Below are 12910 nucleotides of genomic sequence, written 5' to 3'. Positions count from 1 at the left end.
TGCCGATGAGCATCCTGATGAGCGGCACAGCAACGACATACGCATGCCATCGCTGCACCTCTTACCCAGATGGTACAGCTAAGATGCAGCTTCCGCGCACTATTCAGGCTGATCGATCATGCGGACAGAGAGGCACCTTCCGCAGGCACATGCCTCGCCACATCTAGGAGCGCCTCCCCCGACCAGCGCTGATGCGAATCTTCCGCAGCCATCGCACCGGTGAGTAACAGCACAAGTACGCGAAGGGTATGCTGTACGACGACAGTCGATGCAGTTCACAGCCATACAAGATCAGAACGAAATCTGTTCCCGCATAGATCATGACGAGATAGGAGCCGCCAATGGCCAGTGCCGAAGGGTCCTCGGGTCGGTGGGATGAGGTCGTCGAGACCGACCTGACCCGCTCCGAGGGCCTTCCCTCCCAGCGCGGCCGCTCGGTCGACGGAGGGGGGATAGCCAAGCTGCAGCAGGGCAGCGAGGCCGGACTCAACGTCAGCGGGTGGTTCCGGGATCCGTTCAACGTGGCCTCACACGACAGCGGATGGACCGGCGCGGACGAAAGGTCGCCGACGGACCGCCGGCTCTTGGCGTTACTGTCGGCCGCTCTGGGTCCCCTCTTCGCCGTGGTGTTCGGCTGGGTGTTCTTGGAGAGCGCGGTCCCCGACACGCATGTCTTCGCGTTGTCGGGACTGATGGCCGTCTCTGGCATCGCACTGAGCTGGTACCTCGTGCTGCGGCCAGGTCCGAAGCGGGACACCTCGGCGGAGGACGCCTCCGAGACGTTCTAAGACGCAAGGTCCCGTGCCCCAGCAAAGAAGGCCCCCTTTCGGGGGCCTTCTTTGCTGCAAGAAAAACGGCCCCGCAAGGGGGCCGTCGTGCCGGGCTGAGCCCAGCGGGTATGAGTCCAATGTAGTGGAGCAGACCCCCCTATGTCGAGTTCTACATAGGGGAACTCGAGGCGGACGCCGATTCGACAATGCATACCGCAACACCGGCATCATGATGCGGAACCTGACGCGTACCGAGGAGCCCCCGTGTCCGCCTTGATCGTTTACATCGATGGCTACAACCTCTTCCACGGCTTGCGCGCCAAGTACAAGGACGACCGGTACCAGTGGCTCGACATCACTGCCTTAGCTGCCTCACTGCGCAGGCACGAGAAGTTGGTCAGTGTTAAGTACTACACCGCTCCGCTGCAGGGCAGCTCGGACGCTGTGCAACGGCAGCAGACCTACCTGTCAGCCTTGCGTGCGGTGAGCGGGGAGACCCTCACCGTCTACGAAGCCAGGTACCAGTCAAAGACGGTCACCTGCCGGTGCGGCCGGCAGTGGCGCACCTATGAGGAGAAGGAGACAGACGTCCACCTGGCCGTAGATCTTGTAGCCGACGTTGCCACCAAGGCTGCAACGTCGGCTGTCATCATCAGCGGTGACAGCGACCTATGCCCGGCTGTCCGCCGCGCCCGCGAATTCAGCGAGGAGGTACGGATCGTGGCAGCCTTCCCACCCAAGAGGATCTCCAGCGAACTACAGCAGTTGCTGCCTGGCTCCCTGGTCATCGGACGGGGGCGAATCAAGGACGCACAGCTACCCGACACCGTCCATGACCCAGCGACCGGCGCGGTGTTCCACCGACCTAGCAAATGGCGGCCGAACGGCAACCGATCGCAGATCCCCCACCGCAGAGGAACCGCAGACAGTAACTGCGCCCACCCGGCATCCCGTTAGTAGATGCACGGCTTGCAGTCCGTAACCGTTAGGAAAGGTGTTCGAATTCCCGACTCAGCGGAGCGAGCTCCTCGATCGGGTCACTACCGCAAGCCATCCGCCCTACCAGCGTGCCTGGCTGAAGTACCTGCGCGAGCACATCCTCTTGCCTACAAGCGGCTGGCTGCTGAATTTCTTTGATCATTCACAGCTGTACGGAACTGTAGTGAGCCGCAGAGCGTCGATGAGTTCATGGTAGATGGATCCGTAGTCGCGGCTAGTGGCGCCCGCATGGTTGGTTCAGCCGCGGGCAAGGCGCTGTCGTCCCAGCGGCAAAAGACACGTTTCGGCGGACGCGAGGAACGCCGAAACGCTTATGCTCGACTGTTCGATGCAGCCATCCAGCTCGAGACAGAAACCTACAACCGCCCCCTGCGCGTCCGGATTTCGCATCGCGTCCGCCCCGCCGTTCTGTACAAGCTGCGCAAAGAGATCAACCAGGCAATGGCAGAAGTAGCAATGATCGGAAACCCTGAACCGGCCATGGTGGGCGCCCGCTACTCAGAACTGGTCTATGAACTTTTAGACGACTATCTGCACGGAAAGCCATGCTCGGAGAAACTCCGATCAAATCTGGACCGGGCACGCAGCGCATTCGTCTCTGCTTGCCGCCACGACTTGATTTACGTGCCGCGGTGGTGGCACATCTGGCGCCCCGATTGGTGGCGGGTGTACTCGAAAGACCGCAAGGTGCGCAAACACCAGAGGAAACTGCTCGACAACGTTTACGAAACGTGGCGCACAGAAGACCGCGAACGCCACGAACACCATCGCCAGGAATTGGAATCGCGACAAGCAACAAAGCTGGATCACACGGGCCAGTGAAGAGACTGAACGATACAGGTTCGGCTGTCGTCGCATCTCAAAATTACGGAACAATGTCACCGCATCACCCGCCAGGCTCCGCCACCCCGTTACTCCATGACGGTCACCAACGGCGGTAAACCATGGCTGAATGAACACTTTTAGTGGCGAAGCCGTACTTCTCGTTGCGGCACCGGCGGGATGGCGCACCATGGAAGACGGACGCCTCCCCCGGCGTCGCACCTTCCTGTCTGGAAGGCCGCGCGGCTCCCGTGTGCTGAAGAACGACCGATGGGGACCGCCCCGCTTCCGTCCAGCCGCCCACCCGCTGGGCGGAAGCGGACCCAGAGCAGACCCCGTTCTCGCACAGCAGCCCCAGGAACATGGCCACGGCGGCACCGGAGATGCACTGGGCATTGACCAATGCCGACGACGACGTAGAGCTCATCGTCCATCTCGCACAACGCCAGTACCTGGCCGAAGACCCGCTTCCTGAATAGCAGCTACGACCTGGCCGCATCGCCCAGTTCCTGGTCGTCGCCAGCCCCGCCCAAGCGGCCGCCGATCCGGTCCCAGCGGCCGACCTGGGAACTCACGGGGACAGCCCGGGCACGTGCAGAGTGTGGCCGTCCATAGAACCGGCTGCGGGGCTTCGGTGTCCTCTTCTACGGTGAGTGATTCCGCAGTGGGCCAGACCGGGCTCTGCTGGGGCCGTGGGTGGCGAGGGGGACTTGGTGGAGATTGAGTTGGCGGATGCGGTGGCGGCGATGCGGGACGAGCTGCTCGAGGCCGCCGCGCGCGGGGCGGGCCAGGAGCTGGCGTTCAAGGTCGGGCCGGTGGAGCTGGAGTTCGCCGTGGAACTGCGTGCGGACGCCAAGGTGAAGGCTGGGTTCAAGGCGTGGGTGGTGAGCGGTGATGTGGAGGCGGGTGTGGCGCGGGCCCGGACCCACCGGGTGAAGATCGCGCTCACTCCGCAGCAGCCGGGCGGCGGGGATCTGCTGATCCAGGGCCGGCCGGACCGTCCGCAGGGGCCCGGCGATGTGTCGGGGCACATCGCTCCCTGAGACCGGTGGGTGCGGGTGAGCGGTTGAACTGCGGGCGGGTACGGGGGTGCTGTTGAGGTGGAGCGTGCACGGGTCGTCGCTGTCCAGGGGCCGGACGGCCCGGGATCCGGCTATGTGATCGCGCCGCGGCTGGTACTGACGTCCGCTCATGTCGTCCCGCCGTCGACGGGTGCGGTGTCCTTGTTCCGGCCCGGGCAGGCGGACAGCTGGGACAGCGTGGTGGTGTGGCGCGGCACGCCCGGCGGCCGGGACGACGCCGCGCTGGTGCGTATCGAGGACCCGGCGTGGGTGCCGCTGCCGGGGGTGTCGGTGCGCTGGGGCCGACTGGCAACCGACCGGTCCGGCACGCCGTGCGAGACCTGGGGACTACCGGAGCTGGTGCAGCGGGCGGGGCAGGCGGCCGACACGCTGCAACCGTCCGGCACCCTCAATCCCGGCGACCGCCAGGTCGGCAACCGGTACGTGATGAGCCTCGGCCAGCACCCGCCGGACTCCTCCACGGGCGGTGCATCTCCGTGGGGCGGACTGTCGGGAGCCGCCCTGTTCTGCGGCGATCTACTGGCCGGCGTCATCGCCTCCGACCCGGCCGGCCGAGCCCACGCCCACCTCGAGGCCGTGCCCACCTATGTCCTCCTGCATGACCAGAGCTTCGTTGCCGCGCTCACCGAGCACGGTGAGAACACCGGCAGCGTCCTGGAACCGGTCGAATGGCAGCACCTGGCCGAAGCCGCCGACCCCGCCACCACCGGGCCCGCCCGCTCCCCCGCCGCCCTGCTCCGCGCCCGCCGCCAGATCGTGCCCTTCCGCGGCCGCACCGAACTTCTCAGCCAACTCGAGGCCTGGACCAAGGAGCCCGGTTTCGGGGCACTGCTGCTCCACGGCCCCGGCGGGCAGGGCAAAACCCGTCTGGCCCAGCACCTCGCCGACACCCTGGCCTCCGAGCGCTGGGCCATCTTGTGGCTGCGCCCCGACGCCACGCCCGAAACCCTCCACGTCCTCGCAGCCGCCGCGGTGCCCCTGCTGGTGGTCGTTGACTACGCCGAAACCCGGTCCCCGCAGACGATCGCGCTCCTGGAAGCAGCCGCCCGTCACCACACCAGCAGCGGATTCAAGGTACTGCTGCTGGCCCGTACCGCCGGCGACTGGTGGACCACTCTGCACGCCACCAGCCCGCTCGCCGAAGACCTGCTGGACGGCGCCGACATCATCCTTCTGCCTGCCCTGGAGCCTGAACCCGGGCAATCCCGCACCAAGGCCTACCAGGAGGCCGTGCGCGGCTACACCCACCATCTGCCGCACGTACGCGGCTGGCAGCACCACGACTGGCCCGCCCTGGCCGCCCGCCTGCAGGACCAGACACACGGGAGCGGATCCGCTCGCCTCCTGGACCGGCCCGGCGCGGAAACAGTACTGACGCTGCACATGACAGCACTAGCCGACCTGCTGGAAACCGCCGGCCCATCCGCAGTGGCGGATTCCGGATCAGAGGTAGTGGCCACACCGCCGGAGAAGCGAGGCGTTGAGGACCGGCTCCTAGTCCACGAAGAACGCTACTGGACCAACGCCGCCACCACCCGCGGGCTGCACCCTCAACTGACCATGGTCACCCTTACCGACGCGCTCGCCGCAGCGTTCCTTCTCGGCGCCGACGACCGCGACCAGGCCGACGCCCTCCTGGAGCGCGTCCCCGGCCTTAACGGCCAGCCAAAGGACCGGCGGGGAGCAGTCCGAGACTGGATTGCGGCCCTGTATCCTCCCGCCGCCCCAGGCCGGCCATGGGACGCACTCCAGCCCGACCGGCTCGCCGAACGGTTCATCGGCCGCCGCCTCGAAGCCGACCCCCACCTCGCCGACACCTTTCTCCCCGACGCCACCACCCACCAAGTCACCCAGATGTTGACCGTCTGCACCCGCGCCGCAGCCCACGCCGTCTTCCACCACCGTCTCGACCAGCACCTCACCGCCCTCTGCGTCCGCCACGCCTACGCCCTCGCCACACCGGCCATCAACGTGGCCACCCAGACCGAAGCCCCCCAACCACTCCTCGACGCCCTCCAGCACATCACCGACATCCCCGACATCGGACTGGCCGAACTGCAACAGCTCGCCAACGTGTTACCGGATGCCAGCCATAACCTCGCTCCCTGGGCCGCCCACCTCACCCAACTCATCACCGAACACCACCGCGCCCTCACCCACACCAGCTCCGACCACCTCCCCGACCTCGCCATGAGCCTGAACAACCTCTCCATCCGGCTGGGAGATCTGGGGCGACGAGAGGAAGGGCTGGACGCGATCACCGAAGCCGCACAGACCTACCGCAAACTCACCAAAGCACAGCCCGACGCCTACCTCCCCGACCTCGCCATGAGCCTGAACAACCTCTCCATCCGGCTGGGAGATCTGGGGCGACGAGAGGAAGGGCTGGACGCGATCACCGAAGCCGCACAGACCTACCGCAAACTCACCAAAGCACAGCCCGACGCCTACCTCCCCGACCTCGCCATGAGCCTGAACAACCTCTCCATCCGGCTGGGAGATCTGGGGCGACGAGAGGAAGGGCTGGACGCGATCACCGAAGCCGTGGAAATCCGCCGCAAACTCGCCAAAGCACAGCCCGACGCCTACCTCCCCAACCTCGCCATGAGCCTGAACAACCTCTCCAACCGGCTGGGAGATCTGGGGCGACGAGAGGAAGGGCTGGACGCGATCACCGAAGCCGTGGAAATCCGCCGCAAACTCGCCAAAGCACAGCCCGACGCCTACCTCCCCAACCTCGCCTCGAGCCTGAACAACCTCTCCAACCGGCTGGCGGATCTGGGGCGACGGGAAGAGGCTCTGGACGCAATCACCGAAGCCGCACAGACCTACCGCAAACTCGCCAAAGCACAGCCCGACGCCTACCTCCCCGACCTCGCCTCGAGCCTGAACAACCTCTCCATCGACCTGGGAAACGCAGAACGACGGGAAGAGGGGCTGGACGCGATCACCGAAGCCGTGGAAATCCGCCGCAAACTCGCCAAAGCACAGCCCGACGCCTACCTCCCCAACCTCGCCTCGAGCCTGAACAACCTCTCCATCGACCTGGGAAACGCAGAACGACGGGAAGATGCTCTGAAGGCAATCACCGAAGCCGTGCAGATCTATCAGGACCTTGCCAGAGCACGGCCGGAGGTCCACCAAACTGAACTTGATGAGGCTCTCCAAATCCTGGCTTGGCTTCAGAGCGACGTTAAGTCCGATCTTCCTCGGTTCGTGATCGGTCGATCGAGGTACTGATCGTCGGGCAGGCCATCCGCTGGGCATATGCATGCTGAGATGCGGGCATGGAGCGGCTGGCCCGGTTGAAGCGGACAGTCAGGTAACGGGCGACATTCTCCGCACGAGGCTATCGGCCTGCTCCATGCGCTCCACTTGTCCAGTCATGCACGGTGAGCAACGTGCATGGGCCGTATAGCGCCTATCGGCTACCCCCCAAGATACCCAGGATGTCCAATCGATGCGTGGCTCGGTGACCGTAGGCTGCCATTAGCGCCGTGAGAGCCGAGATAGCTATGACTACCGGTTCCATCGCAGAGGGAAGACTTGCGACTTCCACGATTTTTAATAGGACAGCCGTCAGGAGGCACGTCATTGCTCCTGCTGCGAGTAGTCTCCGGGCCTCGTGATCCTGCACGGGCTGGATGTCGCCAATCTGTTCTTCACTGAGGAGCGCCCCGACTCGTCCTTGGGCATAACGTTCTGCGATCGTCAGCAATGCACTTCCAAGTTCCCGAACTGCACTATCTGGGTCAGTGTCGAGCCGGGCCTCCAAGTTCTTCAGCACTGCGGCCACCTGGCCAGCGTGACGCTTCACCTGGCGTTGGCGAGCCGAGAACAACGGCACCGTGCCACGACAAGTATGACTTAACAAGATTACATTCCGCGCACGCGTCAGTTGAACCGGAAGAGCAGTCAGCGCTTTATCGCGACGCCAACCACGGTTTTTATACACTTCGGAACACCCGATAACTGCTTCAGTCAAGGACCACAAAGCATTGTAATTATGCCATCGAGCACGCCGGTTATCGAGTGCGGAGCGTGACACGAACTGCCGACCCAAACGAAATAGCAAAGGAGTGACGATACAGAATGCGACAAGCCCAGCAATAATGGCAACCGGTTCTATACCGTCGGAAAACGGATCGGGTCCTACTGCGAAAAATGCCGGGACTTCGCCTTCCTGCCAAGCGATCTCAACACCTTGCAGAGTAATAGCCAACAAAAAGGCAGTCAATACCATCCAGCCGAAAAAACAAATACAAACACCGCACAGCACCTGGACTGGCAGAATAAGAGCAAAAATTATCCATCGCCGATTCATGAGGATCCCGTGCTTCACGATAAAAGCAACAGGACCAATACCCAGACGCTCAGATGCCCTACACAGATCATTCACGCGGCGGATCGCTGTGTCCCGCCATCGCTGTTGCATGTCGAGACTGCTGCGTATGCCCATGAATGTGAATAGTGCACCAGTCATGGCTGCCATGACTGGTCTACATCAAGATTTCTCCCACGGCTTCAATGTCGGGCCCTGCGTGATGACGATGTTCAGGCAGCGAAGCCGATGTTGGTGACGTACTCGTACTGGCCCCACTGCGAGCCGAGGTCGATGACCTGGTCCACCCAGGCTTCGTCCAGCTCCTGGTCGTTCCCGGCCGCCCATGCGCCGACGATGCGGTCCCAGTTGCGGACGTTCATGGTGCGGAACTCGACGGCGCGTTGGCGGGGCCGGTCGACGCGGGACTGGTTGATGGGGTGGATTTCCACGCGGGTGCCGCGGCCGGCGCGGTTGAGGCGGGCGAGCAGGTAGCGGGCGACGTTCTCGCGCCGCACGGTCCGGTACGCCTGCTCGATCGCGGCGAGGTTGCGGCGGGAGGGTGTGCGGGTGCCGGCCTGCCAGGCGCGCAGGGTGCGGTCGGTGACAGTCAGTCCGGCCGCACGGGCCGCTTGGCGGGCGTGGGTGCTGCGGGTGAGGTAGTGCAGCCGGGCGAGCAGGCCTCGCCGGGCGGTGACCGGGGTGGCGATGTAGCCGGCGCGGGCGTCCAGCTGCCGGGCGACGGCTTCGTGGCCTTTGACGCCGTGGGCGCCGTACTTGCCGAACTCGATGTTCCGCTCAGGCATCGGCTATTCCGAATCCAGAGTGGTGGATCACTGTACCGGGCTGTGAGCGCCGTCTAGCGTCAGCGACGATCTACAGAGCGCGCCAGACAACCGGACTACGTCAGCCAAAGGGGGATTCGTCCCCCTGCTTTGGCCGTTGGCCAGCAGGGTGGAGAACCAGCTGCGCTGCAGCGATGTCCTCTTCTACGGTGGGTCCTTCCGCGACTGCGGTCAGGCAGACGCGGCCGTTTCGTGAGGGGATATGCGTGGAGATCGAGTTGGCGGATGCGGTCGCGGCGATGCGGGACGAACTGCTGGCGGCCGCGGCCCGCGGCGCGGGCCAGGATCTGGCGTTCCAGGTGGGGCCGGTGGAGTTGGAGTTCGCGGTAGAGCTGCGCGCGGACGCCAAGGTCAAGGCCGGTTTCAAGGCGTTGGTGGCCACCGCGGATGTGGAAGCGGGTGTGGCCCGGACTCGGACGCATCGGGTGAAGATTGCGCTCACCCCGCAGCAGCCGGGCGGCGGCGACCTGCTAATCCACGGCCGTCCGGACCGTGAACAGGGCCCCGGCGACGTTTCCGAGCACATCGAGCCCTGACGCACCTGACGCAACGGCCGAGCAGCTCGTACAGGACGGGGGTGTGGGGTGGAGCGCGGACGTGTCGTCGCCGTACAGGGCCCCGACGGGCCAGGATCCGGGTATGTGATCGCGCCGCGGCTGGTGCTGACGTCGGCTCATGTCGTACCCGACGTGGACAAGACGGTGACGCTGTTTCACCCCGGACGGCCCAAGAGCTGGACGGGCACGGTCATCTTGCGCGGCAGGCCCGGGGGCCGGGACGACGCCGCGCTGCTCCATATCGGCGCCGCGGACTGGGAGCCTCCGGCCGGGCCGTCGGTGCGGTGGGGTCGCCTGGTCACCAACCGGCCGGGAACAGCGGGCGAGGCCTGGGGCATCCCCGATCTTGTGCAGCGGCCCGGGCGGGCCACCGACACCCTGCAGCCCTCCGGCACCCTCAACCCCGGGGACCGGCACGTCGGCAACCGCTACGTGATGAACCTCGACCAGCACGCTCCCGCTTCCGCCCCGGGCGGTGAGTCGCCGTGGGGCGGCCTGTCGGGGGCTGCTCTGTTCTGCGGAGACCTGTTGGCCGGCGTCATCGCCTCCGACCCGGCCGGCCGCAGCCACGGGCACCTGGAGGCCGTGCCCGCCTACGTACTGCTGCACGACCCCACCTTTCGCGCAGCACTCGCCAAACACGGCTTCGTGAACACTCTGCTGGAGCCCGTCGAATGGCAGCACCTGGCCGAACCCACCGCCGCCGCCGGTCCGGTCCGCTCCCCCGCCGCACTGCTGCGCGCCCGCCGCCAGATCGTCCCCTTCAGCGGCCGCACCTCACACCTGCAGTACCTTGACGCGTGGACCAGCGAACCAGGCTTCGGGGCTCTACTGCTGCACGGGCCCGGCGGCCAGGGCAAAACCCGCCTCGCGCAACACTTCGCCGACCTGCTCACGGTCCAGCGCTGGGCCGTGCTGTGGCTGCGCCCCGATACGGCGCCCGACACCCTCGAAGTCTTGGCGGGCGCCGCGGTCCCCCTCCTGGTAGTCGTCGACTATGCGGAAACCCGGCCCGATCAGGTGGCCACGCTCCTGGATGCTGCTGCCCGACACAGTGGCAGCAGCCCGTTCAAGATGCTGCTGCTGGCCCGGACCGCTGGCGACTGGTGGCAGACCCTGCAAGCCAGCACCTCCATCGCAGAGGACCTGCTGGACGGTGCAGGCGTCATCGAACTTCCCGCACTCGGACTCGAACCGGAAGTCTCCCGCAGCAAGGCCTACTTGGAGGCCCTGCACGCTTACGCCCGCCATCTGCCGCAAGTACGCGGCTGGCAACACCATGACTGGCCCGCTCTTGCCGACCGCCTCACCCACATCACCCCCGCAAAGACCAGGCTGGGCCTGGAGACGGCCCTCAGCCTCCACATGACCGCCCTCGCTGATCTTCTCGACCAGCCGCAAACCGACAATCACGCACCAGTCGAAGGCGGGGCAAAAGCTGCAGAGGCATCGGGCGTTGAAGACCGACTACTAGCCCATGAACGCCGCTACTGGGCCAACACCGCCGCCGCAACCCACGGGCTGTATCCGGCACTGACCATGGGAACTCTCACCGACGCGCTGGCAGCTGCCTTCCTTCTCGGAGCAGAAGACCGCAGCCAGGCCGACGAGCTTTTGGACCGTGTCCCTGGCCTCGCCGACCAACCCGAGGACCGACGCCGCGCCGTCCGCGACTGGATCGCTACCCTCTACCCACCCATCACCGACACCCGGCCCTGGGACACTCTGCAGCCCGACCGCCTGACCGAACGATTCATCGGTCGGCACCTGCAAACCGACCCTGACCTCGTCGACCGCCTCATCATCGGCGCCACCGCCCACCAAGCCACCCAGCTCCTGACCATCTACACCCGAGCGGCCAGCCACTCCGTCCTCCAGCCCGACCTTGGTCAGCACCTCACCGTCCTGTGTACGCGCCACGCCACCACACTCGCTGTCCCGGCCATTCGTGTGGCCACCCAGACCGAAACACCCCAGCCCCTCCTCAACGCACTGCACCAGATCACCGATCGCCCAGACGTTCAGATCTCAGACTTGATGCATTTGGGAAATGAGCTGCCCCGTACCAGTCACAACCTCGCTCCTTGGGCCGCCAAACTCACCCAGTTCATTACTGACCGCCATCGCACGCTCGTCGAGAACGATCTCGCCCATCTGCCTGGCTACGCCACGAGCCTGACCAATCTCGCCATTCGGCTGGGGAATCTGGAGCAGCGGGAGGAAGCGCTCGTTGCGGTCACCGAAGCCGTGAACATCCGCCGAGAACTGGCCCAAACCCAACCCGACGCCCACCGCCCCGGCCTCGCCGCAAGCCTGAATGTCCTCTCCAACCGGCTGAGCGATCTGGGACGACAGGACGAAGCACTCGCCCCAGTCACCGAAGCCGTAAAGGTCTACCGGGAACTGGCCCAAACCCAACCCGACGCCCACCGCCCCGGCCTCGCCGCAAGCCTGAATGTCCTCTCCAACCGGCTGAGCGATCTGGGACGACAGGACGAAGCACTCGCCCCAGTCACCGAAGCCGTAAAGGTCTACCGGGAACTGGCCCAAACCCAACCCGACGCCTATCGCCCCGACCTCGCCACGAGCCTGAACAACCTCTCCAACCGGCTGAGCGAACTGGGACGGCAGGACGAAGCACTCGCCCCAGTCACCGAAGCCGTGAACATCCGCCGAGAACTGGCCCAAACCCAACCGGACGCCTATCGCCCCGACCTCGCCGCAAGCCTGAACAACCTCTCCAACCGGCTAGGCGAACTGGGACAACAGGACGAAGCACTCGCCGCGGTCACCGAAGCCGTAGAGGTCTACCGAGAGCTCGCACGAACACAACCGGATACCCACCGCCCCCGCCTCGCCGGAAGCCTGAACAACCTCTCTGTTCATCTGGGGGGTCTGGGGCGGCAGGAAGAAGCACTTGTGGTGATCACCGAAGCCGTGAGCATCCGCCGAGAACTGGCCCAAACCCAACCCGACGCCTTTCGCCCCTACCTCGCCATGAGCCTGAACAACCTCTTCGTTCAGTTGAGGAACGCAAGCCAGCCGGAGGAGGCGCTCACTGCGGTCACCGAGGCTGTAGAGGTCTACCGGGAGCTCACACGAACACAACCCGACGCTCACCGCCCCAACCTCGCCACGAGCCTGAACAACCTCTCCGTTCATCTGGGGAGTCTGGGGCGGCGGGAGGAAGCGCTTGTTGCGGTCACCGAAGCCGTGAACATCCGCCGAGAACTGGCCCAGACACAGTCCGACGTCCGCCAAAGAGATCTTGACCATTCCCTTAAGACACTGACCCGGCTGCAGGACGATGTCGCAGGTGGATCAGATTCCTACGCATAAACCGAGACTAGTGCTCCTGATGCGTAATATATGCCTTTTCGCATACTTTTTCAGAGTGGGAAGGCCATCGACCGGGAGGCTCGCCTACCTCGATACGACCCTCGCGCACGGTGAACTGCGTGGTGGACACGCCCAGCCCGTCGCCATGCGCCGGGTCCGCCCCAGGGCGGCGGAT

General features: G+C 65.2%; 9 protein-coding genes. 7 read left to right on the top strand and 2 right to left on the bottom strand.

The genetic code is table 11. The features are described from left to right. Positions 1 to 341 precede the first annotated feature (341 nt). The 5 genes from O1Q96_RS00595 (at position 342) to O1Q96_RS00575 (ending at position 6913) form a co-directional block, all read left to right on the top strand. On the top strand, positions 342 to 788 hold the full coding sequence (locus O1Q96_RS00595; protein ID WP_269246319.1) for a hypothetical protein: 447 nt from the start codon (positions 342 to 344) through the stop codon (positions 786 to 788). Positions 789 to 1034: 246 nt separating this feature from the next. Next, positions 1035 to 1727, top strand: a complete 693-nt coding sequence (locus O1Q96_RS00590; RefSeq protein ID WP_269246318.1) for an NYN domain-containing protein — start codon at positions 1035 to 1037, stop codon at positions 1725 to 1727. 270 nt (positions 1728 to 1997) lie between these two features. Further along, positions 1998 to 2591 (top strand): hypothetical protein, encoded by a 594-nt coding sequence (locus O1Q96_RS00585; RefSeq protein ID WP_269246317.1) that lies wholly within the window; start codon positions 1998 to 2000, stop codon positions 2589 to 2591. A gap of 713 nt (positions 2592 to 3304) precedes the next feature. Further along, positions 3305 to 3634 (top strand): trypco2 family protein, encoded by a 330-nt coding sequence (locus tag O1Q96_RS00580; protein WP_269246316.1) that lies wholly within the window; start codon positions 3305 to 3307, stop codon positions 3632 to 3634. Between the two features lie 57 nt (positions 3635 to 3691). Beyond that, positions 3692 to 6913 carry a tetratricopeptide repeat protein gene (locus O1Q96_RS00575; RefSeq protein ID WP_269246315.1) on the top strand — a complete coding sequence of 1074 codons (3222 nt, stop codon included), beginning with the start codon at positions 3692 to 3694 and terminating at the stop codon, positions 6911 to 6913. A gap of 181 nt (positions 6914 to 7094) precedes the next feature. Here the strand turns inward: O1Q96_RS00575 and O1Q96_RS00570 are convergent, their stop codons facing one another. After that, positions 7095 to 8132 (bottom strand): hypothetical protein, encoded by a 1038-nt coding sequence (locus tag O1Q96_RS00570; protein ID WP_269246314.1) that lies wholly within the window; start codon positions 8130 to 8132, stop codon positions 7095 to 7097. Between the two features lie 95 nt (positions 8133 to 8227). Further along, positions 8228 to 8800, bottom strand: coding sequence for a transcriptional regulator (locus tag O1Q96_RS00565; protein ID WP_269246313.1), 573 nt, complete (start codon positions 8798 to 8800; stop codon positions 8228 to 8230). A 245-nt stretch (positions 8801 to 9045) separates the two neighbouring features. On the opposite strand from O1Q96_RS00565, the gene O1Q96_RS00560 reads away from it, so the two are divergent. Then, a complete protein-coding gene (locus O1Q96_RS00560) occupies positions 9046 to 9375 on the top strand; it encodes a trypco2 family protein (RefSeq protein WP_269246312.1) in 330 nt (109 codons plus the stop codon). A 105-nt stretch (positions 9376 to 9480) separates the two neighbouring features. After that, complete coding sequence (locus O1Q96_RS00555) at positions 9481 to 12735, top strand: tetratricopeptide repeat protein (protein ID WP_269246311.1); 3255 nt, start codon at positions 9481 to 9483, stop codon at positions 12733 to 12735. Positions 12736 to 12910: the final 175 nt, after the last annotated feature.

Source organism: Streptomyces aurantiacus, from assembly GCF_027107535.1.
Lineage (GTDB): Bacteria > Actinomycetota > Actinomycetes > Streptomycetales > Streptomycetaceae > Streptomyces.
This window is presented reverse-complemented; position numbering and strand designations above follow the sequence as displayed.